The sequence below is a fragment of the Candidatus Filomicrobium marinum genome (assembly GCF_000981545.1).
GTDB classification, from domain to species: domain Bacteria; phylum Pseudomonadota; class Alphaproteobacteria; order Rhizobiales; family Hyphomicrobiaceae; genus Filomicrobium; species Filomicrobium insigne.
Map to the genome: position 1 here is coordinate 3,112,499 of NZ_LN829119.1, position 24,245 is coordinate 3,136,743.

Sequence of the window (24,245 nt, forward strand, 5' to 3'; positions counted from 1 at the left end):
CTCCCGATCAGTCAAGCACACAAGCTTGTCAGATCCACCGTCAACATGAACTTCATCTCACCAACGGTCAGTAACAACTCAAACCACAAAATCCGGCAGTTCGGGGGCAAGCCCCACATCCTCGGCCTCAGATGCAACGAGTCTCAGCTTCGGACGTTCACCGATTTGTCCGGGCGAGCACTTCCATCAACTCAGCCACCTTCGTCCGCTGCTCATCCGCGTCGCCACTCGCAATCGCATGCTCGACGCAATGGCTCACGTGATCTTTGAGAACCGCCTCTTCGACACGCCGAAGGGCCGCGCGGACGGCCGCGATCTGCGTGATGATGTCGATGCAGTAGCGGTCCTCCTCAACCATCCTGGAGATGCCGCGGACCTGGCCTTCGATTTTGCTCAGACGTTTAAGGCACGTCGACGCCGTTTCGGGTTCCATGCTTGACGCATACCCCTACCGGGTATAAGTGTCAACGACTATACCCCCCAGGGGTTTAAAATTCCAAATCCGAGGACACCATGAGCCATCCACCACAAGGGCCGAAATCCGAAGACCACAAGAGCCATGGAAGCTGCTGCTCAGGCCACGACCACCGCCACGACGCTGGCGCTGAAACCACACCGGCCGCTGGCACCACAGTCAAAGACCCCGTCTGCGGCATGGATGTCGATCCGCATACCGCAAAGCACCGCGCCGACTATCGAGGCCGCACCTACTATTTCTGCGCCGCGGGCTGCCGGAGCAAATTCCTTACCGATCCGGAGCACTACCTCGGCGACCGCGTTGAGGAACCCGTCCCCGAAGGCACGATCTACACGTGCCCCATGCACCCTGAGATCCGGCAAGTCGGCCCGGGCTCATGCCCCATATGCGGCATGGCCCTGGAGCCCGAATTGGTCAGCCTCGACTCGGAACCCAATCCCGAACTGATCGACATGACCCGCCGCTTCTGGATCGGGCTAGCCCTCACTCTCCCTGTCTTCATCTTGGAAATGGGCAGCCACCTTGTAGGCTGGCACTTCTTCGACCAGCAGACATCCAACTGGATTCAGATGTTCCTGGCGACCCCGGTCGTCCTCTGGGCGGGCTGGCCCTTCTTTGAACGCGGATGGCAATCGCTCGTCACCCGCAATCTCAACATGTTCACCCTGATCGCCATCGGAACGGGAACGGCGTGGGTCTATAGTATGCTCGCCACGCTCACCCCGGGTATATTTCCGCCGGCCTTCCGTGCTGCCGATGGCTCCGTGGCGGTCTATTTTGAAGCTGCCGCGGTGATCACGGTTCTCGTCCTGCTTGGTCAGGTCCTCGAGTTGCGGGCACGCGAAAGCACGAGTGGCGCCATCCGTGCCCTCCTCGATCTCGCACCCAAGACCGCGCGACGCATCCAGAGCGATGGTACAGAGGAAGAAGTCCAACTCGATGACATCCAGGTCGGCGACCATCTCCGCGTCCGACCGGGCGAAAAAGTCCCGGTTGATGGCGAGGTGATAGAAGGCCGTAGCGCCGTCGATGAATCCATGGTGACCGGCGAATCGATGCCCGTCACGAAGGAAGCTGGCAGCCAAGCGATTGGCGGCACGATGAACCAATCCGGCGGCCTCGTCATAGAGGCTCAAAAAGTCGGACGCGACACGATGCTGTCGCAGATCGTCCAACTCGTCGCCGAAGCCCAGCGCAGCCGCGCGCCAATCCAGCGTCTCGCCGACCAGGTCTCGGGCTGGTTCGTGCCCGCCGTCATCCTCGCGGCCATCGTAGCCTTCGCCGCGTGGGCGATCTGGGGGCCTGAGCCGCGTTTTTCCTTCGGCCTCCTAGCTGCCGTCTCCGTTCTCATCATCGCGTGCCCGTGTGCACTGGGCCTTGCCACGCCCATGTCCATCATGGTCGGCGTCGGCCGCGGCGCCCACGCCGGCGTCTTGATCAAGAATGCCGAAGCACTGGAGCGCATGGAGAAGGTCGACACCCTCGTCGTCGACAAAACCGGCACCCTCACCGAGGGCAAACCCGCCGTCACCGCCATCATACCCTCCCAAGGCTTGACGGAACCCGAAGCCCTCCGTCTTGCCGCCAGTGTCGAACGGGCCAGCGAGCATCCTCTGGCGAACGCCATTGTACGCGCAGCTGAAGATAGGGGGATGCCAACGGCATCGGTTACCGATTTCGACTCGCCGACGGGCAAAGGCGCCCTGGGCACTGTCGAAGGACGACGGATCGTCCTGGGCAACAGCGCGTTCTTGTCCGAGCAAGGCATCGACGTTGGTCCGCTCAGCACAGAAGCCGACCGCCTGCGCCAGGATGGAGCGACCGCCATCTTCATGGGTGTCGATGGCCAGCCCGCCGCCATCTTCGCCATAGCCGACCCCGTGAAGGCATCGACGCCGGAAGCCCTGAAGGCCCTGCAGGACGAAGGCATTCACGTCGTCATGCTGACCGGAGACAATTGGACGACGGCAAAGGCTGTCGCCCGGCAACTCGGCATCGACGAAGTGGAAGCCGAAGTGCTGCCCGACCAGAAAAGCGCCGTCGTCGCACGGCATAAGAGTTCGGGCCGCGTGGTCGCCATGGCCGGAGACGGCGTGAACGATGCGCCCGCTCTCGCCGCCGCCGATGTCGGCATCGCCATGGGCACCGGCACCGACGTCGCCATGGAAAGCGCGGGCATCACACTCCTCAAGGGCGACCTCAACGGCATCGTCCGCGCCCGTCGCCTGTCGGAAGCGGTCATGAGCAACATCCGGCAGAACCTGTTCTTCGCGTTCATTTATAACGCGCTGGGCGTGCCCATCGCGGCGGGCATCCTTTATCCCGCGTTCGGCATCCTGTTGTCACCGATGATCGCGGCCGCTGCCATGTCGCTCTCATCGGTGAGCGTCATCGCCAACGCCGCGCGCCTGCGCGGGGTCAAGCTCTGAAGCGACGGACATGGCCGGTGCGACGTGCGCCGGCCCACCCCGAATTGCCCCGCGCGCCGGACGGCGCCGAGGTGATGGCGGAGGTGAAGCCCTCGCGAAATTTCGAGGGGTGCGGAGCGGCGTCAAAGCCGCGAAGGGTGTTTTGGTACGGCCTTGACGCCGCCCCGCGAGCTACCGATCCGAACATGATCGGACAAGGCCACCGATCCGGTTTCCCCTGGACGTTGCGGCGGGCGGCCACGGCCGACGCAAGGGACCCAGGTTGATGATGCATGCGGGTGGCGCCGTCAGAGGCATCACGTCCGCCCGGCCGGCCCGCCGTTCACAGGGCTTGGCTTAAAGCCCTGTTGTTTTGAACGACTTGCTCCCCCGCGCCTGCCTTCAGGTCAGCCTCCGGACGGCACCCCTCGGAAACGCGGTTGCGCTCAGAATAAAAGCCACCCAACGGCACGGGGGTAAGTTTATGCCGATGATTAGGCATCACACACTGATGCAAGAACCGAAGTTTTCGACAAAAACGCTAGCGTTTACGCGGAGTCCTGACGTCCATACAGGATTGCAGCGCGGATATATTGAGGGCACACTGACAATTCGATTGGCCCCAGAAAACGGTCCGGGATCAGGGAGGGCATCATGGGACCCAATCTGTCGCTGTCCGACAAAATCAAACTGGCGATTGTCGCGCTGGGCGCGCTCGCCGGTGCTGTCCTCTGCTTTGTCGGCCCCGCGGAGTTGCGGGAGGACGTCCCCTACCACCGCGAACTGGGGCTCGGCTTCGGCGCTTTCGGGCTCTTGATCTTCCTCGCACTCTTCAGCGTGCGCGCCAAAGCCTTCCTGATCTTCATCGTCGTGACCGCCATCACCATCGGCGAAGCCGCCGTCACCATGACCTTCCCCTTCCCCAGTTGGCAATTCATCGGCCTCGGCATCGTGACCGTCCTGACCGCGTGTTACGCGGTGTTCTGCCTGATCGATGCCGTGCAGGGGAGGGATCCGAGTGGGGTGGATTCAATCGGCAAAGACCAAAAAAGCTGAGGTCGGAACCAATTTGGGTTTTAATCCCATCTTTAAAACTCACGCAACATCTGACGAACCACTAAATCTCGAAGAAACGGCCCTCGGTATTATATCCGCCATTGTCATCCCAGAAGCCTGCAAAGGCGAACCGGATACTTTACTGTATCCAGTAGACTGCGGAGCAAATATGCAGGCCGCAGCGTGAGACAAAACAATTTCTTGTCCATCTTTATTGCCAGAAGCCTTCACAAGCGCCGTAAATGTCATCAAGGCATTTTGTCGATGCCGATTAATTATTTCGTTGTGCTTGTGGGATAAATAATTTCGCGCTGAAAGAGCCAACAAGTACGCCGCTGTACCAAAAACCAATATTTTTCCGGCAAGCACATGCAGCGCGTTCTGTATATTATCCGCCGCCAGATATTCCCACTTGTGGATAAACATGCTCGACACAGCCAAACAAATTAGAATTCCCGCCACCACCAAAGTAACTATTCTCCACGAATTTGCTGAAGTACGGTGCGCGTCCGCCTCCTCGCGGAAATAAATAGCCTGCTGAGAAACACCTTGCTCAGCAGCCACTCGCCGCACCTCTTCTACAATTGAAGCAGCCTCTTTGGATCTTTCTTGAAGAGCCTCAGTGAGTTCATCAGCTTTATCTTCGATCGCTTGAATTGCAGCGCGACCCTGCACTTGGAGATTGCTGAAGTCTACCGTCCTACTACTGGCAAACGAAATAAACGGATGCAACCCAGAAAATGCCTGCTGATATAAATTTTGCACCTCCTTCAGGATAGCGTTTCGCCGTTGCTCTGGCGTCCCACCTTCAGTCTCACCAATACTGCTGAACTCCAGGCACTTTCCAAAAACGTTGAACACACTATCGGCTTGCGTCTTCAGCTTGTTTAATTCCTGGGACGGCAGTTCAGAAAGAATACTAATGGGCAACTGATTAAATAAAGCTACGACCTTTCGAGCCGGCTCAACCGCTTCAGAAAAACTCAGCTGCTTGCCAAGATCTTCCTCTCGCGACAGTTTCGATGGATCAAATCCCTGAATTCTTTTTAGAGACTTTTCAATTTCCTCCATCATACCCATAAATCATCTCCATATTGGGATTCTACCTTGGCGAGTTTCATCCCCGCTTCACACGCGACCCGACAAACTGAATTATCTCCGAAGCTGAAACTGCGCCTCCCGGTACCGGCTGGCCCGGACCGATATTCAATATTCGGATATACGCATCCTGGCCCGGCTTGAAAACATTATGGACCATTGGCGGGGTATAGTTTGTCGTAGCAACGTTGTGGTTATACGTTGTCGTCGCAGTCCCACCTGTAACGATTTGCGAAGTTCCAGACGCATCCGCTGCATCGATCACAATGAAGTGGGTGCCGCCGTGCTGCGTCGTCGTCTCCGCAGCCTTCAGCATGAGATAGTCCTGAACCTGCGTTCTACCCGTGTAACCATTCCCCCGCGCCGATATCCGGAATGTATCCGAAGTCATTTGCTGAGCACCGACGCCACCAGCAAAGCCCATTTCTTGATATGGTGTTGAACAACCGCCCAAAAGAAATAAAGCCAGAGCAAATCCTCGCCACATAACACCCCCCCTTAAGGCAATGGGCAACGTTTGCACCGTGACGACCGCATAGCAACGGTGTCAATGTCCGATATCCGGATTTCCTGTGGGATGTTGCATCGGGACGCGAGAGGTGAAATTCAATTTCGAAACGGCTCTTCAGAAGAACGTTAGATCCCGGCAATGAATGCCGGGATGACGGTTGAAGAGTGGGGGACGTGCGGAGGCTGGCAACCAAAGGCTAAGATGACAGGCTGACGGTCGCGCATGTGGAGGTCGTGACGCCTGAGCCGACAAGGCCGTCGTTCGTGGCGGAGGGAGTCCTTGCAAACAACTCCACCTGTCATCCCGGGGCTTGTCCCCGGGATCCAAGGTTCAGCAGTTGCCAGCGCGAAGGGGGCAGCAGAACCGCGCAACGGACTCCCCAGCTCTGCTCTGGATCCCGGCAACCCCGGCAATGAATGCCGGGGCAAGCAAATGCCGGGATGACGGTTGGGGAGTGGGGGACGTGCGGAGTCTGGTGAGCAAAGGCTAGGATGGCAGGCTGACGGTCGCGGATGTGGTGGGCGTGACGCCTGAGCCGACAAGGCAGTCGTTCGTGGCGGACGGCTTCCCTGCAAACAACTCCGCCTTTCATCCCGGGGCTTGTCCCCGGGATCCAAGGTTCAGCGATTGCCAGCGCGAAGGGGGTAGCAGAACCGGGCAACGGTTTCCCCAGCGGCACGTTAGATCCCGGCAACCCCGGCAATGAATGCCGGGGCAAGCAAATGCCGGGATGACAGTGGCGGGCGTTGAAAGATAGCCAGGGCACGGCATACTCCGATGATGCAGGAGATCCGCATGCGCCGATTTTGGGTTTACATTCTCGCCAGCAGTCCACGCGGAACTCTGTACATCGGCATGACGAACGGTTTGGTCCGGCGCGTGGAAGAGCATCGCGACGGAACCGGCTCGGTGTTCACGCGACGGTATGCCATTCATCGCCTCGTGTGGTTTGAGGAACTCCCCAATGTGCAGCAGGCGATCCAGCGTGAAAAGACGCTGAAGGAATGGCCGCGCGATTGGAAGCTGAACCTCATCGAGCGAGACAATCCGAATTGGATTGATCTTTATCCTTCGTTGCCGGGTGTCGCGCCGCTCAGGAAGCTTTAGCTTCACCTCAACCGTCATCCCGGGGCTCCAAGGTTCAGTGCCGACGCGAGGGGTGAAGCACGACCTCGCAACGAACACCCCAGCCGAGAGTTGGATCCCGGCAATGAATGCCGGGATGACCGTGGTGGGTGTTGAGGGCGTGAAGCGTATGCAGTGAACGCAAGCGTTCGTGGCTGGCAAGACCCGAGAAAAACATCTCATCCGTCATCCCGGGGCTTGTCCCCGGGATCCAAGGATCAGCGGTTGCCGACGCGACGGGTGAAGCAAAACCGCGCAACGGACACCCCAGCCGAGGGTTGGATCCCGGCAATAAATGCCGGGATGACGGTAGTGGGTGCGTGAACGCATGCGCGTACCATCTCGGCACGAGGCAGTCGCCGCACACGCGCTAGCGCCAAACACAAAAACGCACCGGCGCATGTCTGCAACCGGTGCGTCCTCGCTCGTCGTTAGGCCCAATACGCTGGCTTCGAAACCTACTTCTTCTTGAACGCCTCAGCCTCTTTGCTCGTGAGCGAGGCTGAGAGCTTGTCGCCATCCTTGCTGATCTTGTCGATCGGCAGAACGTAGGTCGTCGCGAAGAAGCCCGAGCCCAGAATGCCGGAGGTCTCAACCTCCACGCTGGAAACCTTACCATCGGCCTCGTTCACACCGACGACCCTGCCGAGTTCCTTCCCTGCAGAGTCAACGACGTTCAGACCGTCGACGTCCGACGCCGTAAGGGCCGGAGCCGCAGGAGGTGTCTCGGCCTTTTCAGCCGGCGCCTCGGCTGGAGCCGGTTCTTCCACCGGTGCAGCAGCCGGTTCAGACGGCGTTGCCGCAGGGTCCTCTGCCTTCTCAGCAGGTTCGCTCGGAGCCGCCTCTTCTGCCGGGGCAGCAGCCGGCTCTGATGGCGTGGCGGCAGGCTCCGCAGCCTTCTCCGCTGGTTCGGTCGGAGCGGGTTCTTCCGCAGGTGCTGCAGCCGGCCCAGACGGAGCCGCAGCCGGCGCCTGGTCTTGTGTCTGTGCCGGGGTGGTGTCCGGCTCCGGGTACTGCGCGAAGGCAGATGATCCCATTAAACCCGTCACGAGGATCGTCGAGAGAGTCATCGCAAGATATCGCATCAATTTTGTATCCCCCATTGAATCGATCTTCGGGCGAGGACCAAGCCTCGCCTGCGCGTTCTATGACATACTCAGGCTCGCTGACCAAATTTCGACGCGCTCGCACATCTGATTGCGAGGGCTCGCAATCTGGCATGCCAAATGCCTCCAATCCGGCGCAAAGAAAGTTCGTGAGCGGCCGACAGTGTTTATGGGAAACCACGTGCCACATCACTCAAGAAAGGCGGCGCAATGATCGATCATGTCTCGGTGGCCGTGCGCGACTTGGAGCTCAGCGGCAAAGTCTATGAAGGCATGCTCGCCCCACTCGGGCTGACGCGGCTCGTCACCCGCGAAACGGCTATCGGCTTCGGCAAGCGCTATCCCGAACTCTGGCTCAATCAACGGCCCACCCTCGTTGGCGTGCCCGCCGATACCGGCTTCCACATCTGCCTGCGCGCACCGACCGAAGACGCCGTGCGCGCCTTTTTCGATATCGCACTCGCGGAAGGCTGCATCAGCGCTGGAGCACCGGGCCCGCGCCAAGCCGCGATGACGCCCTACTTCGCCGCGTTCGTCTACGATCCCGACGGCAACAAGATCGAAGCCGCGAATTTCCCCAGCGCGTGAGCTGCGAACCATACCGCCCGACACACCGCCATCTGGTCAAGGCAAGCCCCTGCGCCGCCGGCCGCACGAAACCAAGTGCGGCTTCCGCGCATTTCAAAGTTGCATCGACCAAAGACTGACCATCGATGGAGTAAACCATGCCCAATTCACACACAGCCGCTTGCGAGAGCTGTCGCTTTTATGACGACCACAAACTCAACGACGCGACCGCTGAGGACGAACACGGTCTATGCCGCTTCAACCCGCCGGTGAACCAGCCCGATCCGCTCGGCCACGGCTTATGGCCGGTTGTGGCGGCCGAAGACTGGTGCGGACACTTTTCGCCCGAGCAACTCGCGGCGGAATGAACGAGAGCCTGCTCTGAACGTTTTGAGCGAACGCCGGCAGCACTGGAGCACCGGCGCGAAGTCGTGCAGTCTGCGCGGATGACATCAACTGAACCGCGAGGCCGCACGCCCCTTATGACTGAAGCCGCAGAAAAGAAACCCGAGATCCGCCCCGCGCAGATCCGTCCCTATGACGCGATCATGCTGGATGTCGGCGACGGGCATTGGCTCTACGTCGAGGAGGTAGGCAACCGCGACGGAGTCCCCGCCCTGTTCCTGCACGGCGGGCCGGGCAGCGGCGCCCAGCACACGAGCCGCAACGTGTTCGATCCCGAACGCCACCGCGCCATCCTGTTCGATCAGCGCGGCGCAGGCCGCAGCCATCCCTACCTCGCGCGCCACGCCAATACGACCGCGCACCTTATCAATGATATCGAACGCATCCGCTCACACTTCCGGATCGAGAAGTGGCTTGTGGTCGGCGGCTCCTGGGGCTCGACCCTCGCGCTCGCCTATGCCGAAGCCCACCCGGCGCGCGTCACCGGACTGGTCCTGCGCGCCGTTTTCCTGGGGACACGCGCGGAAGTCGAATGGGCGTTCATCGAGGGCCCGAAACGCTTCCGCCCCGAACTCTACGACGCCTTCGTCGCGTTCCTGGATAAGCGGGAGCGCGACGATCCGCTCAAAGCCTATCTTGCCCGGCTCAACAATCCCGACCCGGCCGTCTACGCCCCCGCCGCGCACATGTGGAACGCCTACGAACGCGCGCTGTCGCAGCTTGCGCCGCGCAATGCCAAACTTCCAACGAGCTTCGATAAAAAAGCGCGACTGCCCCCGACAGCGCTAATGGAAGCGCACTACATCGCCAGCGACTTCTTCCTGCAGGACGGCCAGTTACTCACCAACGCGCACGCGCTCGCACGCATCCCCGGAACCATCGTGCAAGGCCGCTACGATTTGTTGTGCCCACCCTCGGCGGCTTACGCCCTCGCCCAGCGCTGGCCGCATGCCAAGCTCGAACTCGTCGATGGCGCGGGCCACGACGTCAACGAGCCGGGCATTCTGCCGGCGATGCAAAAAGCGTTGCTGGAATTGACCTAACGGGGATCAGCGGGAGAGGAGCGACAGGCCTCTCTCCCGCCTGCGCTTACGATGCCTTGGATTGAGGTGCGGCCGCTGCATCGTTGGCCGCCGTGTGTTTCGACAGCGCCTCCTGCAGCCGTGCCTCCTGCTCCGGTGACAGCGACGAGCGCAGCACGCGGCCGGGGAACTTCGAGAGTTCGGCCAAGACTTTCTCAGGTTGCGCTTTCCGCACCAGAACGAACAACGCGGAGCTGTCGTTGGGGAGCGTTTGCGCCAGAGATTCGATGAACTTGTCGTCGATACCGTAGTCGACGAGCGTGCCCGACAGCGCACCGCCACCGGCGCCCGCGAGCCCGCCAATCGCGAAACCTGCGAGCGGGTTGAGGAACAGCAGTCCCACGAGCGTGCCCCAGAGCGCGCCGGTCAATCCGCCGGTCGCCGCGCCCATGCGGACCATATTCACACTTTGCTTGAGCTGTATTTTGCCGTCGGGCTGTCTAATCACAACAACGGCGTCTTCAAGATCAACCAGATACTCTTTTTGCATCCGGCGGAGGTCGGTCAGAACTTGATCGGCTTCCTGCGGGTTATCAAAACCAATTGCAACCATTTCTGCCATTGGGGAACCTCAAAATCATACATGGGGAGTCAATGTACGTTTTGAGAACCGCGCCGGATGAACTTCGTTCCATTCGCCCCTGATCACACTCATGTTTTTGCCGGAGACGGGGTCGGCTTGCGGCCCGTAAGCTGGCGTAATCGCGACATCGAGAAGACGCCAAACACCGGCCCCAGCCCCAGAATGATAAGAACGACGGGCCAGCCGGTCGTCTCCGCAAGTAAAGGCGCCAGCTGCACGGTGAGGATGGTTAAGGCGAAACCCAGCGCCGTTTGCAGCGTCATGAGGCTGCCCGCGTTCTCCGCCACCGCCGTATCCGCCACAATCGCGGAGAATTGCGGAGAATCCGGCACGATGCTGATGCCCCACAGCAGGATCAGAACGAACGTCAGCCACGCCGGACCACCGAACGTCAGCGCGGTCCCGACAGCGCACGCCCCACTCACCACCATGGCGATGATCGTGACTTCTGGCTTACCGATCTTGTCCGCAAAGAGCCCGCCGATCACACACGCCACACCGCCGAGCCCGATCGCGAGAAACGCCGTGAGCTTGGCAAACTCCACCGCCTCGTTGTTCGGCATCGTCGCGCTATAGGACGTCGCCGCCACCACGCCGATCCACGCCCACATGGCGTAAAGCTCCCACATGTGGCCGAGATAGCCGCCATAAGCGAGCCGGATGCGCCGGTCCGTCCACGCGACCTTAATGCAGTTGATGTCGAAGCGCTTGGCCCGGGCGTGATACGGCCCAAGACCGCTTGCGAGAACGAGAAACCCGCCGAGGATAGCTGCAACGGATGTGATACTCACCGCCGTCCGCCAGTCTGCGCCGCCAAGCAGCGAGGCCAGATGCGGCGAGGCAGACCCCAGCGTCACCGCGCCGACAAGAAGACCGATGAGCAGCCCGCGATCCTTCGTGCCCCACCCAGCCGCGATCTTCATGCCGACGGGATAAGCCCCCGCGAGCAGCGCGCCGGTCACGAACCGCATGAAAATCGCCAGCACGCCGCCGATAGGAGCCACGAGCAGAACGGCGTTAGCCACACCCGCCGTCACCGCACACACCATGAAGACGCGGCGCGGATCGAACCGGTCCGCCAGCCCGAGGAACGCCGAGATCAGCGCACCGACGACGAACCCGGCCTGCACCGCGCTGGAGAGAAGCGCCTGGCGCATAGGCGACATCTGACTTTCCGCCACCATCTCCGGCAGCACCGCCGCGGAGATGAACCAGAGGCTCAATGTCAGAATTTCAGCGACGACCAGTATAGCGATGGATTGAAACTTGTTCCCCTGCGCCACCTTAGTAATCCACCCCGTTGATCAGCATCGTCCGTCTGCACGAACTCCCAGCATTGTCATGATCTTGCACGGAGGGGAAGATGTAGAGGGGTGGGACTTTTGGTAAGGCCCCACAGCATTTGCGCAATCGGCACGCGGCAATCCACAGAGGGTAAATTTTCATGCTTAGCGTCAAGCATTCTTGTTGCGTGGATGGAGCAACGTAACGTTATTTGCCGGCTTGACTTCCCGCTGCTCAGGAACTTTCCCGTTTAGGCGCTGCACTATCTCAAGTGAAAAACCGACCTCTTGTTCGAAATTTACCCGGTCGACAACGCCTCTTTCCATGACCAAGCGCCATGCTTTCAGCAGCAGGGTTGCCTGCTCAAGTGGCAAGACATCATCAAGAGGCTCTTTAGTCAGAAGTTTTCTTGCGCTGACCTGCTTCCGAAACAGAATATACTGGTCATCATCAATTACGCCGACGTCACGAGCACGGTGTGCGAGAGCTTGCATTGATACTCGCCACCTTTGTTTCAAACCCTCCAGATGGCGCAACCGTGTCGAATAAAACTCGGCCAATATGGCTTTACGAGGAACGAGAAAAGCGCTCGCGAACCAATTCGCCTCCCTCTCAATGCGGTCTCTAATTGCTTTGTCATCAAGATCTTCTTGGGAAATGTCCCTATGAAGTATCATGTGTCCAAGTTCATGGGCAGCGTCGAAACGAGAGCGTGCGGCGGAACCTTTGTCCGATCCAAGCAAAATGTATGGGCGTCCATCAATCCAGGCCGAAAAGGCATCAACTCCAGATAGCCCAACTTCGAAGCGTGAGACGATTACGCCATTCGTCTCAAGCAGCGCAATCATGTTTGCTATCGGGCCATCACCAAGCCCCCATGTCCGCCTAACTCGTTCAGCAATTTCTTCGATTTCAGAAAGCGTGTAGGAGTCGTTCGCAGGACCATCTACGAGCGGTATATTTGGTGATGGTAGTCTCACATGGCGAAGCAGAAACTGTACATTCTCCCATAACCACTTCGTTCTCACATCGAGAGACTGGTTTAGTTTATTGCTCTTTGGTCCAATTTTCCGAAAAAAACGGGCTCCGACAACGCCGGAAATAGGAGAATGTGGTTTAAGAAAATAACTTACCGGCTGCTCTAACTCTTCAGAAAGGCGCAACAATGTCTGCATGTCCGGACAGCGTTCTCCCGTCTCGTAGTACCCGATAGCTTGTCCTGTCACGCCGAGTCTGCGCGCAAGATCTGCCCGCGACATCATTAGCGACAGTCTTGCTTCGCTCAAGCGTTGCGGAATGAAGCCTTCCCGCGCAGGGAATTGAACGATTCTATTCATTACCAAGGTCGTTATCGTTGATCATGCGAATTATATTCTCGATGGCCTCTGGATCAGGTGAGTCGGTGGGGCCTTCGTCTTTCGCAGGTTCGGTAACTTGGTGCGGCAAATCCAAAAGATTTGCTGATTTCCATGCAATCTGCTTGGTCTCCACATTCGGCATCGCAAGATTTGAAAAAGTAAGCTCTTGATACCCATGAACGAGCAGCAAGTGTTTCCGATCTGCGCGCTCTTCAATCTCGCGATTCCAATCCTCAAAGAGGAAGCTTGTGTTGGGCAGACCAAAAGTATTTCGAAAGACGGCCTTGCGTGGCATCGTCGATGGCGACTCAACCTGGTTGATTGTTATCAGCGCTCGTTTTGTACGCATCACCAGATGCTTTCCAGTCGGTCTGGAATAGGGCTCCCAAGAAGGCTCAAAAGGTAGAGCACCAGTCTGAATCAATTTGTAGAACTCGTATTCGGACGCTAGACGAACAAGATCGCCCCGCCCGTATCGAGCGCTTGGCGTTGCGAGCCAAGGTTGTTCATCAATGACGTGCTCTACGGTGGCATAGGCCCTTTTCAGAGCAGGTGGCACGAGCGGTCTGAGATTTGGTGCAAACTCTTCATCCGCAAGCTGCTGAGCGGGATTGACCGCATCGACCATCGGAATCTCCGTTGAATTGAGAAACAATCAACAAAAGCCGATATTTCAGAAAAAATGTCAACAGATAATTACTTATCGACCTGTTTTCCACGCTTACCGTGGCCCTTTTTGGGATTTCCGACCGCCTTTCTGGCGACGTCAGCAGAGCGCTTTTGCCCTTTTAGGGCCTTTAGGCACTAATCACACTCCAGTTCCATTGTCCCTTCCCATATGAAAGGATCCGAACAGATCACAGTTCCATCTTTGATTACGTCCCACCCGATCAGATATCCTGTGCCCACAACCGTCTGCGCGTAACCAGAAGTCGCGGCACCAATTATGATGCCAATCGCGAGCCCAATAATGAACCGCATGGCCAGATCCTCCCCCTTGGTTGCCGCCAAGCATAACAGAGAGGCCCAGAGCGCGCTAACGAGAGGCAGCTCACAACACCACCACCTTCAAATCCCATCCTGATTGACCCGCGCTGAGAGAGCTTCCGCGCTTTCCACCCGCTCGCTGTAGCGGTCGGTGAGGTAGGCGGACACATCGCGCGTGAGCAGCGTGAACTTCACCAGTTCTTCCATCACATCGACGATGCGGTTGTAATAAGAGGACGGGCGCATGCGGCCCGCGTCGTCGAACTCGTTGAAGGCGCGCGCGACAGAAGATTGATTGGGGATCGTCAGCATCCGCATCCAGCGGCCCAACACACGCATCTGATTGACAGCGTTGAACGACTGCGAACCACCGCACACCTGCATCACTGCAAGCGTCTTGCCCTGCGTCGGACGCACCGCGCCTTTCGAGAGCGGAATCCAATCGATCTGCGTTTTCATGGTGCCGCTCATCGAGCCATGACGCTCGGGCGAACACCACACCTGCCCTTCGGACCAGATCATCAGATCCATAAGCTCCTGCACCTTCTCATGCGACGTCGGCGTATCGTCCGGCAACGGCAAACCGTTGGCGTGAAAGATGCGGACCTCCGCACCAAGCCGCTCCAGAATCCGCGCCGCCTCCAACGTCGCAAAGCGGCTGTAGGAGCGCTCTCGCAACGATCCGTAAAGCATGAGAATGCGCGGCGGATGCGTCGAGCGCTTAAGCGGAAAGAGCCGCTCGACATCGAGCGGATGCAGATGTTCCGCGTTCAGTGCGGGAAAAGTCCGATCGTCCTGCGTCACGGCATCATCCTAAGTATGAGACGTTTTGCCTTCAGGGGCAGCCACACTCTTTGCTATGATCAATTGCTGCACTGCGTCGTTCCCGTTCAACGGAGGGGAAAAACAAGGAACGACACCCAGCGGCAACCCGCCTTATTTCGACAGTTCCGGACGTATCATTGACTCTTCGTCAGAGCAACGCACAGCCATGGCCCATGAAACGCGACGGCACAGCCGCCCGTCCTAAAGCCTTAGGCAACCCGACACGGCGGGCCGAACACAGCGTCGCGCCGGCAATGCCGTCCCTCCATTCTCAGGACGCCGGTCCCTGTCGATCAGGGCGACCAAGGACAATCACGTGACTGACGCTTCTCAAAAATCCCGGGTCGGGATCACTGTCGCGCTCGGCTTCGCCCAAATGCTCGCCTGGGCGTCAAGCTATTACCTTATCGCCATCCTCGGCGACCCGATGGCCAAGAGCTTGAATATTAGCTCAACGATGGTCTTCGCCGCTTTCTCCGTGGCGCTTCTCGTCTCCGGCCTCGTCGGGCCCAAGGTCGGCCGCACCATAGATTTGATAGGGGGACGGGGCGTCCTGGCCGGCTCCAACCTTGTCTACGCCGCCGCGCTCGTCACCCTTGCCTGTGCCTATGACCCCATCACGTTGTGGGCGGGATGGCTTTTGCTCGGGATCGGCATGGGCCTCGGGCTCTATGACGCCGCCTTCGCCACACTCAGCCGCATCTATGGATTATCCGCACGCCGCGCCATCACCGGCATTACGCTTCTCGGCGGACTGGCAAGCACTGTTGGCTGGCCGCTCTCCGCATGGGGCGTTGATGCCATCGGCTGGCGCTGGACGTGCCTCGCCTGGGCGGCAGCGCAGATCTGCATCGGTCTGCCCCTCAATCTGCTCGCCATACCAAAAACACCGCGACACGAAGTGAAGACGGAGACGCACGCCGCAAAGCCGCACGTGCCCATCGACCGCACGATGATGCTGCTCGGGTTCGCCTTCGCTGTCGGGTGGATGGTTTCGGCAGGCATGGCCGCACACCTGCCACGTCTGCTCGAAGCCGCGGGCGCAACGGCATCACAAGCGCTCATCGCAGCCTCCCTCATCGGCCCGGCTCAGGTCATCGCCCGGTTGGCCGAAGCCGCAATCTTCAGTCAATACAATCCCCTGATCAGTGCGCGCATCGCGATGATGCTTCACCCGATAGGGGCGGGATTGGTCGCCATCGGAGGCGGAGCCCTCGCGCTGCCCTTCACATTTCTGCACGGCGCGGGCAACGGCATCCTCACGATTGCCCGCGGCACGGTGCCCCTCGCCGTCTTCGGACCGGACAACTACGGCTACCGCGTCGGCCTGATCAATGCGCCAACACGCATCGGCCAAGCGGCCGCTCCGCTGGCGTTCGGGTTGCTCATCGAAGCCTATGGGGCAGGGACACTCGTTGTTTCAAGCCTAATGTGCCTCAGCGCCGTGCTGGCCTTCTCCTGCGTCCGCCGCGCACCACACAACCTATCCTGAGGAGCCGTATGCCGATAAAGGGAGGCTCGCATCCATTGCAGGATGCATCGGGCCAACCCACTTGATGGGTCTTATTGATCCCATCATCCCTTAGCTAGGCACACCGCTCCATGCTTTTGCCGATCGAAGTTGCCAACGTATTTTCTCCCGACGAATGTAAAAAGATTATCTCCACCACCGATGAAAAAGCCTATGCCGACGCGCGCCTGATCGACGGGGCCCGGCAAGACAATACGCGCCGCGCCCGCATCACATGGCTGGATGATACCGACAAAGATGAGTGGGTCTTCCGACGGTTGCTCGACACCGTTTCGGAAGCCAACAGGCATCACTTCAAGTTCGGGCTTGAGGAATTCTCCGAACGGATGCAGGTCGCCTATTACGGCGCCGAGACGGAAGCCTTCTTCGACTGGCACATCGACATCGGCGACGGCCAGTTCGCCCGTCACCGCAAGCTGACAATCGTCACGCAACTGAGTGAGGACGACAGCTATACGGGCGGAGATCTTGAGACTAATGCCGACGGAAACGTGCGGCGCGCCTCGCGGGCATGCGGAACGGCTATGCTCCTTCCGAGCTTTGTCCTGCACAGGGTGACGCCCGTGACCCATAACGCCCGCTATTCACTAACCCTCTGGGCCCATGGACCCGAGTTCCACTAACGGGCGTTATGTTTGGGTATCCTCTCCATCGCTCCTATCTCAGATGACAGAGGTTTGCTCATTTGGAGGTCAAGAGATGCCCGCATCGTTCCACGTTCCGAAGCATTGGCAGGATTGGGTCAGTTGGATTCTCGGCTTCTGGCTGTTGCTCTCACCGTGGACACTGCACTACTCCGATGACTCACCGGCGCTACGCAATGCCGTCATCGTCGGATTCCTTTTGATCTTTGCGGAAGTGGTGACGCTCTCGGCATTCCGGCCGTGGGAAGAGTGGGCAACGATACTCATCGGAGCATGGCTGATCGTCTCTCCGTTCGTCCTGGAATTCATCCACCCGATGGGCACAGCGAACGCCATCATCATCGGCGCAATTGTCCTGCTGCTCTCATCCTATGAGCTCTGGCGTGTCAGCACGGGAAGAAAAATAGAATCCTGACGACGCGGTGGCCTGGCCTCACACAGCGGAATTGTACCCGCGAGGTTGTTAGGCGACCTGCGCCTTTAGGTACATGGTCTGCACACAATTCAGCAGGTCTGCGGCGACAAAGGGCTTCCCGACTGTTGGAACATCGCAATATGCCTTGGGAAGCGCATCTCGACTGAGGCCAGTGACAAATGCAAAGGGGACCGCATTTTCCATGAGCCGTTCGACGACGTCATGCGCATCGCCGTCTGTCAGCAAGTAATCAATCAAAGCGCAATCGACGTCCTGCGTTCCAATCAATTCCAAAGCTTCCGACACCGACGCAGCCGGCCCGATAACCTGAAAGCCAACCGCAGCAAGGATGGATTCAATATCCATCCCCACGATCGGCTCATCCTCCACGACGAGCACACGCGCGGTAAATTGCATCGGCTCGCCGCTGATGGATGCCAGGTTTTGGCTCCCCATAAATTCACCTGACTGAAACGCTCTACACACAATCGATCGTTAGCACATCCCCAGCCAGTCACAAGTTTTTCTTGATAGCTACGAGTAAAAAAACAGCAGCAGAAGCCTGTCGGTAAAATTTGCATCACAACAATACTATTAAGACGCTGGCATCCCAATAAAAACGCCAAAGATATTAAACATGCCCAATGGCAGAGCTTCCCGTGAAATGGCGGGTCAGCTGCCTGAAAAGTCGAGCCGACAGTTCCAAGCCAGAAGTATTTCAATAATATTTTCTCAGAACTCATCTCAGATAAATGATATAGAATAAGAAAACCAGCGCGATACGACACCACCTTCACAGGACACCTCATCTCGCAGGCTGTTCTGTGCCGAATAGAACTGACTTCAAGCTGCGAAAACCTCAGAAATGCAACGTGGGCGAGTATTATTACTCATTCGCTTTTCTTTTCCGGGAGGCCCTTGCGCTTAGTGGAGGCGAACTCCTCCAGTTCCTTCTCCGTCATGGAGTCGTACATCTCCCGCGATGCGCCCTTAAGCTCTGACACCTTGGCCTCGCCGCGCTTGGCCGCTAGCGCGGCTCCTGCGGCCATCTGCTGGGCTTTTGATTGCGCTGGCATGTCACAAACCCTTCCAGTTAATTAGGATCCCGCCAAGGCAATCCTCAGCGGCGGCTTCCTTAAAAACTGGCCCGGCGCGCGCCCAGTTCCGCATCAATGTTGCACAAGCATTCACCTGTGACCGGGCCGTTCTTTGGTCCGGACCCAAAAAGTCGAAAGCGAACGAAAAAAATTCGAACCCCCACGGAACCGCATGCCGAACTGATGCATTGGGATGGGTAAGTTGGAGCCACGGTCGCAAGTTTCCCCCCCTCCCCCTCCCCCTGCTTGCACCAGCTCCCATGGCCCGCGGCGTCGCTCCCCTTCGCCGCGGGCAACTTTTTGTGGGGGCGCTCTGCATCATGCCATCGGAACCGGTGAAGCTGAGGGGGCGTTTCAGTTCACGCACTCCACAGCGTCCGCGATGGACCGCACAAATCGAAACGTGGAGCGTAATCAGGTCGTGAGCTCGCACCCGGAGTTGCAAAGGCAGCAGATGCGTCCCGCATGATGCACAACGCCTCGTCTTCCCTGGGCCAGCACAATGAGGAGGACCTAAATGGACCTCACATCAAGTGAAATTGAAATCCTGAGAGCGATCGAGAAGAGCGGCAACGACCGCGGCGACTACACGAGCTTTCGCCGTATGATTGGTGCCATCGCCGATCCCACGCTCACCATCGATGACGCCGAAATCCACGAAGCTCTCGATAAACTCAAAGAAAAATCATTCATTGAGATCGAAAGAGGCAGAGCCGTGAAGCTCACCGAAAGCGGCATCGTGGCTCTGCGCGCGCTGTAGGGGCAGGGCGCGAATGTGACAGCAGATTGATTAGGTCTCTTCTTCCGGGACATCACCCGCAATCAACGCGCTGCGAGAACTTTCGATCTTGCGCAACAGTTCAGCGTCAGCCGCCTCCTGCGCGCCTGAAACGGGCATTCCTTCATCGCCGGAAGCAAGCCGCCGGTTGACGAGAAAAGCCCAGCGCTTCAACGCGGCAATCTTCTCACCACGCGTCAAACCTTCAGACGCCACGAGATCATCAGGAGTCTGAAATTGAGATTCAGGTTCCGCCTTGGCGGCTTCCCGGTCAATCTTCAGCCGTTCGCCCATACGAGACATCCTTCGTGAATTACCCAGCAAAAACGCCCGGCCAATAGACGCCGATACCAAATCCCACTGCCAATGCGAGCAGCAACGAGATAGCAAGGACCCAAATCAGTCCGGTTCTCTTCGCCTGACGCGCCTCGTTCGTCGTCAGAACTGGCGCGCTTTGGGATTCTCTATTCATGATCATTCCTCCTCTTTGCGCAGAGTCCAGTCATGGCAGGCGAATGGGTAAAACGCCTCTAAACGAGTGAGGTTCCGCCACGGGGCGTCCTTGAAACACCCTCGCGGAGCAATCTCAGGCCTCGTCATTGTTCTTAGGATCTAACGGCGGCTCGGGCGGAAAAATTCGATCTTCCAGCCGCTTAACGAATGCCAAAATCACGATGGATATGACGACCGCGACGATGGCAACGTAGTAATATCCGCCACCGCAAGCTAACCCGATGGCACCAGCAAGCCACATCCCCGCGCCAGTCGTCAGCCCCTGAATTTTCCGGCCACTGACGATGATCGAGCCGGCGGCCAGAAAAGCGACGCCGGCCGTCACCGCCTCGATGATACGGATCGGATCAACGTTCCCGCTCGGAAACTCTCCGCGAACTTGATAGAAAATCTCGAAAGTGATGATGGTAAAGAGCGCCGCCGCCAGCGAGACCATCATATGCGTTCGCAAACCGGCCGGCCTGTCCTTCAGCTCACGATCAATTCCGATCACTCCGCCAAGCCCTGCAGCAAGCAGCAACCGCATTGTGATCTCCAGTTCCGGCACATGTGTCCGTGAAACCACTGATATGTCGAACAGGTCCACTCGCTTCCCAGTGCTTGTCATTGTAAAGACGCGGCAACAACAAAACCAAAGGTCGTCTCAATCCGTTCCGTAAGTGAGAGGCGACGCCGAAAGCTGATCGAGAGTTGCAGATGAACGAAACAACGAGCGCAGTCTCACCGGCCCGATACGAGTTTCGCATCTTCACGACCAACGGTGCCAATCTGATAGAACGCCTACGTGCGTTGCCCGGCGCAAAAAAACCGGAGCGCGATCAGGGTGCACAGACCTATATCGTCCGGCACAACTACGATCATATCAGCATCAAGCTGCGCGAGGACCGGTTAGAGGTCAAAGAGCGGTTCGGCCAGCTAGATTGCCTCGAACGCTGGCGATATCGCTTCGTTGCACCACTCCCCGTCACGGCAGATCAAGTCGAAGAGCACCTCTTTGCTCCACTCGGCCTTTCTGTTTCGCTCAAGGCAGGCACACGTTTCTCGGCCCATGCACTCATCGAACTTGTACAAGCTCATTGCCCTCCGTTGGCCCTCATCGAACTCAACAAGGATCGAGTGAAATGGTCCCTCGGAGCTTGCAATGCAGAATACGTGAGCCTCGACGCTGACGGTCATTCTCTATGTAGTATCGCGTTAGAATCGACTGACCCTAACGCGCTGCGGCAGCTCATAGGAACGCTGCAGCTCGATCACTATGAAAACCAGAGCTACATCGCGTTCTTGAATAGTTCGGAAAAGAATGGCTGAGACGCACACTCGATAACCGAGTGAACGTCTCGCGAACCGCTGCGCCCTCCAGGCAGGGAGTTATTTTGTCTTATCCGATTTCATGTCCGGCACAGCTTCGCCCACACGGTTTGTCGGCGCGTGTTGGGTTTCGTCCTTTTTGTGCGTAGAAGACCCACTCTGCTGAGTGTCAGCCTTAGGCTCAGCCTTCATCGTTGGGACGCTCTCACCGACGCGATTTGTCGGGGCGTGCACATCTTCTTGAGCCTTACCGCTCGAACCGCCAGTTTGACTTTGAGCAAGCTGACCGCCTCGCTCAGATGATAGCTGCGCACTATTGCCGGCAAGCAACGGCGAGGACGCAAACACAGCGATAGCAGCGAGGCCTAAAACTTCCCTTCTCATGATATCCTCCTTTATAGCGGCCGTTGATCGGCCATATCGGAGGAAAACGTTGGCGCCGAAGGTCTGTTCCAAGTCATTTCCGCACGGGTACAGTTGGTTCAACGATCAGTGCTACGCCTTTATGGAATGAAGCGCCAACTCCAAAACGGAGATTGCGGGCTCCGAAGAAGGTGAGAGCGGATCACTCACGGGACGCAATTCGATCGTGTCGTTAGCGCCTCCACGCAAGCCAGCGGCCGTACCATCGGGCGACGAAGATGTAGAATTCAACGTCCCCATATACTGTCCTTCCAGATCCTTGAGCTCAACGTCCGGCGTAGGAGCCAGCACCGCCCAGGACAGGATAACCTTCGGTTCAGCCTCCTTGTCGCTGCTGATCCGCTTGATGACACCGTCAAAGCGCCCGCCAGGCCCACTAAGGGCTTCGTACTCACATGAAAGAGCCGTCGCCCCTTCAGGCAACTTTCGCTGCGCTTCTGCATCTGCTGGAATCGTGCAAGTCAACGTCCCCGCATTCGCCGGCGGAGGTGGCGTGTCTGCAAAGGCCGACGTTGTTACACTCAATCCCAGTACCGAAACGCAAACCGCTAGCTTGAACGGTGAAATCGAATCCATCGTTATACCTCCTGAAGAGGCCAACGATGTCGGCACCAACGAAGTTCCCCTGACGCCCGTTTGGCAAGCCGTTATCCGTGATGTGGACCCAATCGGGTGTCTCCATGCCACAGTGCTCCCTGCACCACAGAAATGTGTGTCCGGTCCAACGCTACCCACGCCAGCGACCCGATGAGCACGGTGATGGCCAGCCCGGTCAGGAATGTCTTCATGTTGGCAAACCTCATTATTGTGTTGCGAAATTCTTCTTACTCGGCAGCCTTTGGGTGGTGGTGATGCGTGGAAGACGTTTGCTCGGTCCCAGTCCCGTCCGGGTCGCGCCAGTTGCCACTGATATCGCGATACCAAAGACTGTGGTGCTCTTTCGCCCAATTGCGATCGACGCGCCCTGACCACATCGCATCGATCGCGCCTTCCATACCGACGGTGCCGATGTATATGTGGCCGATGATCAGAGCGATCATCAGTAGCGCGATAACGGCATGAGCAAGCTGAGCCCACTGCATCCCATCAAAGCCGAGCCACGCAAACGGAAACATCAGCGTGACACCGGAAATAAGCGCCGCCAGCCCACCAAGCGTAACACCCCAAAAGACAATCTTCTGACCCGCATTGAATTTACGCGCTGGCGGATTGTGACGACCGTCAGAAAGAAAACCGCCACCCTCTTTGAGCCACTCCACATCAAGACGTGATGGCAAATTCTCCCGCAACCAAAGCCAGGCCATCGCCACCACACCAATGACAAACGCTACCGACGCCGCCATGTGGAGCCACGCACTGATCGAAGCCACCTCATGAAATGCTGATGGACTTATGAACGGAAGCAGAAGCGGTTTTCCGTAAAGAACGACGAGCCCCGTAAGAGCCAGCACAACAAACGCCGTCGCCGTCATCCAATGATTGGCACGTTCAACCTGATTGAACCTCTCGACCGTGCCGCTGCTCCGGCCTTCCGCGATACGAATACGCCCGCGTGCGAATAGAAAAAGCGCCAGTGCCAAGGAAACTCCAAGGATCAACCAACCGCCCGTATAGACGACTGTACCGTTCCGGGCTCTCCGCCAGTCGCGACCCTGCGGCTGCTCCAGCAGGTTCGTATTGCGATAAGGAAGTGACGTTGTTCCAGTGCGCTTCTCCGGAGTAATCAGGATCTGGCTGTCCGCTTTATCCAGCTTCCAGCTCTGCACAATTTGCTTTGGATTGGACACCGAACCGCCAGCCTGGGTACCACCGGCCACGACATCCTCTTGCGGACGAGCAACCGCTGGTAGCGTCTCTGCCGCATTCCGGTCGGACAGCAGTTTCGAACGATCGACCCAGACGGTTCGTTCACCAGGTTCGCCCCCGATCTGGACACTCGGCAGCACCATGGGCTTGGGCGCTGCGGCATACGTCGCCATCCATATCAACAAGGCCGCCAATAAAGCTGCAGCGAGACCACCGGCAACGCGATACGCAGACATCACCTGCCTCCTTATCCTTGCACTGCTTGTGAACTGTAATAGGCCGTAGACCAGCCCCAAGCGCCGGCGCCATAACCGCGCCTGACGATACGCTCTCTATAAATTTGCGAGACGATATCTCCGTCGCCAGCCAACAGCGCGCGCGTCGAACAAACCTCAGCGCAAAGGGGCAATTTTCCTTCGGCGATGCGGTTACGCCCATACTTCTTGTATTCCGCTTCCGAACCCGGCTTTTCAGGACCGCCCGCGCAATACGTGCATTTGTCCATCTTGCCGCGGGAACCGAAATTCGACGCCTGCGGATACTGCGGCGCACCGAACGGACACGCGTAGAAGCAATACCCACACCCGATGCAGATATCCTTGTTGTGCAGCACGATGCCGATGTCGGTTTGATAAATGCAGTTGACCGGACACACCGCGATGCAAGGCGCATCCGTGCAATGCATGCAGGACGTAGCTATAGATTTTTCACCCGGCCCACCATCGTTGATCGTCACGACCCGACGCCGAAGTATGCCCCACGGCACCCCATGTTCGTTCTTGCAAACGGTGGAGCACGCGTTGCACTCGATGCAGCGATCGGAGTCACATAGGAACTTCATCCGTGCCATGATTTAC

At 58.2% G+C, this 24,245-nt stretch carries 30 protein-coding genes; 11 read left to right on the forward strand and 19 right to left on the reverse strand.

All coding sequences use genetic code 11. The features are described 5' to 3' along the window. Positions 1-157: 157 nt before the first annotated feature. Complete coding sequence (locus YBN1229_RS14580) at positions 158-433, reverse strand: metal-sensitive transcriptional regulator (RefSeq protein ID WP_046478544.1); 276 nt, start codon at positions 431-433, stop codon at positions 158-160. Between the two features lie 80 nt (positions 434-513). On the opposite strand from YBN1229_RS14580, the gene YBN1229_RS14585 reads away from it, so the two are divergent. Further along, positions 514-2,907: a heavy metal translocating P-type ATPase gene (locus tag YBN1229_RS14585; RefSeq protein WP_046478543.1), complete on the forward strand. Its 2,394-nt coding sequence runs from the start codon at positions 514-516 to the stop codon at positions 2,905-2,907. Positions 2,908-3,540: 633 nt separating this feature from the next. Then, on the forward strand, positions 3,541-3,942 hold the full coding sequence (locus YBN1229_RS14590; RefSeq protein ID WP_046478542.1) for a hypothetical protein: 402 nt from the start codon (positions 3,541-3,543) through the stop codon (positions 3,940-3,942). A gap of 39 nt (positions 3,943-3,981) precedes the next feature. Here YBN1229_RS14590 and YBN1229_RS14595 read toward each other — a convergent pair whose 3' ends face one another. Both YBN1229_RS14595 and YBN1229_RS14600 read right to left on the reverse strand, forming a co-directional pair. Beyond that, complete coding sequence (locus YBN1229_RS14595) at positions 3,982-5,022, reverse strand: hypothetical protein (protein ID WP_046478541.1); 1,041 nt, start codon at positions 5,020-5,022, stop codon at positions 3,982-3,984. 37 nt (positions 5,023-5,059) lie between these two features. Next, positions 5,060-5,527 carry a CC0125/CC1285 family lipoprotein gene (locus YBN1229_RS14600; RefSeq protein WP_052743965.1) on the reverse strand — a complete coding sequence of 156 codons (468 nt, stop codon included), beginning with the start codon at positions 5,525-5,527 and terminating at the stop codon, positions 5,060-5,062. A gap of 819 nt (positions 5,528-6,346) precedes the next feature. On the opposite strand from YBN1229_RS14600, the gene YBN1229_RS14605 reads away from it, so the two are divergent. Continuing rightward, positions 6,347-6,658 carry a GIY-YIG nuclease family protein gene (locus tag YBN1229_RS14605; protein WP_046480405.1) on the forward strand — a complete coding sequence of 104 codons (312 nt, stop codon included), beginning with the start codon at positions 6,347-6,349 and terminating at the stop codon, positions 6,656-6,658. A gap of 476 nt (positions 6,659-7,134) precedes the next feature. Here the strand turns inward: YBN1229_RS14605 and YBN1229_RS14610 are convergent, their stop codons facing one another. Further along, positions 7,135-7,761 carry a PRC-barrel domain-containing protein gene (locus tag YBN1229_RS14610; RefSeq protein WP_152025142.1) on the reverse strand — a complete coding sequence of 209 codons (627 nt, stop codon included), beginning with the start codon at positions 7,759-7,761 and terminating at the stop codon, positions 7,135-7,137. Positions 7,762-7,992: 231 nt separating this feature from the next. Here YBN1229_RS14610 and YBN1229_RS14615 point away from each other — a divergent pair, with 231 nt between their 5' ends. The 3 genes from YBN1229_RS14615 (at position 7,993) to pip (ending at position 9,797) form a co-directional block, all read left to right on the forward strand. Then, positions 7,993-8,370 (forward strand): VOC family protein, encoded by a 378-nt coding sequence (locus YBN1229_RS14615; protein WP_046478540.1) that lies wholly within the window; start codon positions 7,993-7,995, stop codon positions 8,368-8,370. Positions 8,371-8,507: 137 nt separating this feature from the next. Further along, the gene (locus YBN1229_RS14620) at positions 8,508-8,717 is read left to right on the forward strand and encodes a hypothetical protein (RefSeq protein WP_046478539.1); all 210 of its coding nucleotides are present in this window, start codon (positions 8,508-8,510) and stop codon (positions 8,715-8,717) included. A 114-nt stretch (positions 8,718-8,831) separates the two neighbouring features. Continuing rightward, the gene (pip, locus tag YBN1229_RS14625) at positions 8,832-9,797 is read left to right on the forward strand and encodes a prolyl aminopeptidase (protein ID WP_046480403.1); all 966 of its coding nucleotides are present in this window, start codon (positions 8,832-8,834) and stop codon (positions 9,795-9,797) included. Positions 9,798-9,843: 46 nt separating this feature from the next. Here pip and YBN1229_RS14630 read toward each other — a convergent pair whose 3' ends face one another. The 6 genes from YBN1229_RS14630 to arsH all read right to left on the reverse strand — a co-directional run bounded on the left by YBN1229_RS14630 (position 9,844) and on the right by arsH (position 14,822). Beyond that, complete coding sequence (locus tag YBN1229_RS14630) at positions 9,844-10,398, reverse strand: DUF1269 domain-containing protein (protein WP_046478538.1); 555 nt, start codon at positions 10,396-10,398, stop codon at positions 9,844-9,846. Positions 10,399-10,487: 89 nt separating this feature from the next. After that, positions 10,488-11,702 carry an MFS transporter gene (locus YBN1229_RS14635; protein ID WP_052743967.1) on the reverse strand — a complete coding sequence of 405 codons (1,215 nt, stop codon included), beginning with the start codon at positions 11,700-11,702 and terminating at the stop codon, positions 10,488-10,490. A gap of 171 nt (positions 11,703-11,873) precedes the next feature. Continuing rightward, complete coding sequence (locus YBN1229_RS14640) at positions 11,874-13,040, reverse strand: ImmA/IrrE family metallo-endopeptidase (protein ID WP_052744695.1); 1,167 nt, start codon at positions 13,038-13,040, stop codon at positions 11,874-11,876. Beyond that, the gene (locus YBN1229_RS14645) at positions 13,033-13,689 is read right to left on the reverse strand and encodes a hypothetical protein (protein ID WP_046478536.1); all 657 of its coding nucleotides are present in this window, start codon (positions 13,687-13,689) and stop codon (positions 13,033-13,035) included. Before YBN1229_RS14645 ends, YBN1229_RS14640 begins: the two co-directional genes overlap by 8 nt. 176 nt (positions 13,690-13,865) lie before the next feature. Then, positions 13,866-14,042 (reverse strand): hypothetical protein, encoded by a 177-nt coding sequence (locus tag YBN1229_RS18920; RefSeq protein ID WP_160298717.1) that lies wholly within the window; start codon positions 14,040-14,042, stop codon positions 13,866-13,868. An 87-nt stretch (positions 14,043-14,129) separates the two neighbouring features. After that, positions 14,130-14,822 (reverse strand): arsenical resistance protein ArsH, encoded by a 693-nt coding sequence (arsH, locus tag YBN1229_RS14650; RefSeq protein ID WP_046480401.1) that lies wholly within the window; start codon positions 14,820-14,822, stop codon positions 14,130-14,132. Positions 14,823-15,189: 367 nt separating this feature from the next. Between arsH and YBN1229_RS14655 the strand changes: the two genes are divergently transcribed. From YBN1229_RS14655 to YBN1229_RS14665, 3 genes are all read left to right on the forward strand, one after another. Further along, positions 15,190-16,365 carry an MFS transporter gene (locus YBN1229_RS14655; protein ID WP_348270690.1) on the forward strand — a complete coding sequence of 392 codons (1,176 nt, stop codon included), beginning with the start codon at positions 15,190-15,192 and terminating at the stop codon, positions 16,363-16,365. Positions 16,366-16,475: 110 nt separating this feature from the next. Next, positions 16,476-17,027 carry a 2OG-Fe(II) oxygenase gene (locus tag YBN1229_RS14660; protein ID WP_046478534.1) on the forward strand — a complete coding sequence of 184 codons (552 nt, stop codon included), beginning with the start codon at positions 16,476-16,478 and terminating at the stop codon, positions 17,025-17,027. Positions 17,028-17,103: 76 nt separating this feature from the next. After that, positions 17,104-17,463: an SPW repeat protein gene (locus tag YBN1229_RS14665; RefSeq protein WP_046478533.1), complete on the forward strand. Its 360-nt coding sequence runs from the start codon at positions 17,104-17,106 to the stop codon at positions 17,461-17,463. Positions 17,464-17,511: 48 nt separating this feature from the next. Here the strand turns inward: YBN1229_RS14665 and YBN1229_RS14670 are convergent, their stop codons facing one another. Together YBN1229_RS14670 and YBN1229_RS14675 are read right to left on the reverse strand one after the other, a co-directional pair. After that, positions 17,512-17,919 carry a response regulator gene (locus YBN1229_RS14670; protein WP_052743969.1) on the reverse strand — a complete coding sequence of 136 codons (408 nt, stop codon included), beginning with the start codon at positions 17,917-17,919 and terminating at the stop codon, positions 17,512-17,514. Positions 17,920-18,353: 434 nt separating this feature from the next. Then, positions 18,354-18,539, reverse strand: coding sequence for a DUF3008 family protein (locus YBN1229_RS14675; RefSeq protein WP_046478532.1), 186 nt, complete (start codon positions 18,537-18,539; stop codon positions 18,354-18,356). Between the two features lie 538 nt (positions 18,540-19,077). Here YBN1229_RS14675 and YBN1229_RS14680 point away from each other — a divergent pair. Further along, a complete protein-coding gene (locus YBN1229_RS14680) occupies positions 19,078-19,320 on the forward strand; it encodes a hypothetical protein (RefSeq protein ID WP_046478531.1) in 243 nt (80 codons plus the stop codon). A 30-nt stretch (positions 19,321-19,350) separates the two neighbouring features. On the opposite strand, the gene YBN1229_RS14685 is transcribed toward YBN1229_RS14680, so the two are convergent. The 3 genes from YBN1229_RS14685 to YBN1229_RS14690 all read right to left on the reverse strand — a co-directional run bounded on the left by YBN1229_RS14685 (position 19,351) and on the right by YBN1229_RS14690 (position 20,377). Next, complete coding sequence (locus YBN1229_RS14685) at positions 19,351-19,632, reverse strand: hypothetical protein (RefSeq protein ID WP_046478530.1); 282 nt, start codon at positions 19,630-19,632, stop codon at positions 19,351-19,353. Positions 19,633-19,651: 19 nt separating this feature from the next. Beyond that, entirely contained in the window at positions 19,652-19,810 is a 159-nt protein-coding gene (locus YBN1229_RS18925) for a hypothetical protein (RefSeq protein WP_160298718.1), read from the reverse strand. 114 nt (positions 19,811-19,924) lie between these two features. Then, on the reverse strand, positions 19,925-20,377 hold the full coding sequence (locus YBN1229_RS14690; protein WP_076605324.1) for an MgtC/SapB family protein: 453 nt from the start codon (positions 20,375-20,377) through the stop codon (positions 19,925-19,927). A 170-nt stretch (positions 20,378-20,547) separates the two neighbouring features. Here YBN1229_RS14690 and YBN1229_RS14695 point away from each other — a divergent pair, with 170 nt between their 5' ends. Next, positions 20,548-21,159 carry a hypothetical protein gene (locus YBN1229_RS14695; RefSeq protein ID WP_046478528.1) on the forward strand — a complete coding sequence of 204 codons (612 nt, stop codon included), beginning with the start codon at positions 20,548-20,550 and terminating at the stop codon, positions 21,157-21,159. Between the two features lie 60 nt (positions 21,160-21,219). Here the strand turns inward: YBN1229_RS14695 and YBN1229_RS14700 are convergent, their stop codons facing one another. The 4 genes from YBN1229_RS14700 to fdh3B form a co-directional block, all read right to left on the reverse strand. Beyond that, positions 21,220-21,543, reverse strand: coding sequence for a hypothetical protein (locus tag YBN1229_RS14700; protein ID WP_139165393.1), 324 nt, complete (start codon positions 21,541-21,543; stop codon positions 21,220-21,222). 111 nt (positions 21,544-21,654) lie between these two features. Next, the gene (locus tag YBN1229_RS14705; protein ID WP_046478526.1) at positions 21,655-22,158 is read right to left on the reverse strand and encodes a DUF992 domain-containing protein; all 504 of its coding nucleotides are present in this window, start codon (positions 22,156-22,158) and stop codon (positions 21,655-21,657) included. A 248-nt stretch (positions 22,159-22,406) separates the two neighbouring features. Then, the gene (locus YBN1229_RS14710) at positions 22,407-23,624 is read right to left on the reverse strand and encodes a formate dehydrogenase subunit gamma (protein ID WP_052743970.1); all 1,218 of its coding nucleotides are present in this window, start codon (positions 23,622-23,624) and stop codon (positions 22,407-22,409) included. A gap of 11 nt (positions 23,625-23,635) precedes the next feature. Next, entirely contained in the window at positions 23,636-24,238 is a 603-nt protein-coding gene (gene fdh3B / locus YBN1229_RS14715) for a formate dehydrogenase FDH3 subunit beta (protein ID WP_046478525.1), read from the reverse strand. Positions 24,239-24,245 lie beyond the last annotated feature (7 nt).

Coding starts and splice junctions, on each gene's coding strand:
- YBN1229_RS14680 (WP_046478531.1), top strand. CDS start 19,078: ATGGACCTCACATCAAGTGAAATTGAAATCCTGAGAGCGATCGAGAAG.
- pip (WP_046480403.1), top strand. CDS start 8,832: ATGACTGAAGCCGCAGAAAAGAAACCCGAGATCCGCCCCGCGCAGATC.
- YBN1229_RS14675 (WP_046478532.1), bottom strand. CDS start 18,539: ATGCCAGCGCAATCAAAAGCCCAGCAGATGGCCGCAGGAGCCGCGCTA.
- YBN1229_RS14600 (WP_052743965.1), bottom strand. CDS start 5,527: ATGTGGCGAGGATTTGCTCTGGCTTTATTTCTTTTGGGCGGTTGTTCA.
- YBN1229_RS14590 (WP_046478542.1), top strand. CDS start 3,541: ATGGGACCCAATCTGTCGCTGTCCGACAAAATCAAACTGGCGATTGTC.
- YBN1229_RS14660 (WP_046478534.1), top strand. CDS start 16,476: ATGCTTTTGCCGATCGAAGTTGCCAACGTATTTTCTCCCGACGAATGT.
- YBN1229_RS14610 (WP_152025142.1), bottom strand. CDS start 7,761: ATGCGATATCTTGCGATGACTCTCTCGACGATCCTCGTGACGGGTTTA.
- YBN1229_RS14700 (WP_139165393.1), bottom strand. CDS start 21,543: ATGAGAAGGGAAGTTTTAGGCCTCGCTGCTATCGCTGTGTTTGCGTCC.
- YBN1229_RS14705 (WP_046478526.1), bottom strand. CDS start 22,158: ATGGATTCGATTTCACCGTTCAAGCTAGCGGTTTGCGTTTCGGTACTG.
- YBN1229_RS14645 (WP_046478536.1), bottom strand. CDS start 13,689: ATGGTCGATGCGGTCAATCCCGCTCAGCAGCTTGCGGATGAAGAGTTT.
- YBN1229_RS14615 (WP_046478540.1), top strand. CDS start 7,993: ATGATCGATCATGTCTCGGTGGCCGTGCGCGACTTGGAGCTCAGCGGC.
- YBN1229_RS14605 (WP_046480405.1), top strand. CDS start 6,347: ATGCGCCGATTTTGGGTTTACATTCTCGCCAGCAGTCCACGCGGAACT.
- YBN1229_RS14580 (WP_046478544.1), bottom strand. CDS start 433: ATGGAACCCGAAACGGCGTCGACGTGCCTTAAACGTCTGAGCAAAATC.
- YBN1229_RS14630 (WP_046478538.1), bottom strand. CDS start 10,398: ATGGCAGAAATGGTTGCAATTGGTTTTGATAACCCGCAGGAAGCCGAT.
- YBN1229_RS14585 (WP_046478543.1), top strand. CDS start 514: ATGAGCCATCCACCACAAGGGCCGAAATCCGAAGACCACAAGAGCCAT.
- YBN1229_RS14595 (WP_046478541.1), bottom strand. CDS start 5,022: ATGGGTATGATGGAGGAAATTGAAAAGTCTCTAAAAAGAATTCAGGGA.
- YBN1229_RS14690 (WP_076605324.1), bottom strand. CDS start 20,377: ATGCGGTTGCTGCTTGCTGCAGGGCTTGGCGGAGTGATCGGAATTGAT.
- YBN1229_RS18920 (WP_160298717.1), bottom strand. CDS start 14,042: ATGCGGTTCATTATTGGGCTCGCGATTGGCATCATAATTGGTGCCGCG.
- YBN1229_RS14710 (WP_052743970.1), bottom strand. CDS start 23,624: ATGTCTGCGTATCGCGTTGCCGGTGGTCTCGCTGCAGCTTTATTGGCG.
- YBN1229_RS18925 (WP_160298718.1), bottom strand. CDS start 19,810: ATGAATAGAGAATCCCAAAGCGCGCCAGTTCTGACGACGAACGAGGCG.
- YBN1229_RS14620 (WP_046478539.1), top strand. CDS start 8,508: ATGCCCAATTCACACACAGCCGCTTGCGAGAGCTGTCGCTTTTATGAC.
- YBN1229_RS14670 (WP_052743969.1), bottom strand. CDS start 17,919: ATGGGGAGCCAAAACCTGGCATCCATCAGCGGCGAGCCGATGCAATTT.
- YBN1229_RS14695 (WP_046478528.1), top strand. CDS start 20,548: ATGAACGAAACAACGAGCGCAGTCTCACCGGCCCGATACGAGTTTCGC.
- YBN1229_RS14665 (WP_046478533.1), top strand. CDS start 17,104: ATGCCCGCATCGTTCCACGTTCCGAAGCATTGGCAGGATTGGGTCAGT.
- fdh3B (WP_046478525.1), bottom strand. CDS start 24,238: ATGGCACGGATGAAGTTCCTATGTGACTCCGATCGCTGCATCGAGTGC.
- YBN1229_RS14640 (WP_052744695.1), bottom strand. CDS start 13,040: ATGAATAGAATCGTTCAATTCCCTGCGCGGGAAGGCTTCATTCCGCAA.
- YBN1229_RS14685 (WP_046478530.1), bottom strand. CDS start 19,632: ATGGGCGAACGGCTGAAGATTGACCGGGAAGCCGCCAAGGCGGAACCT.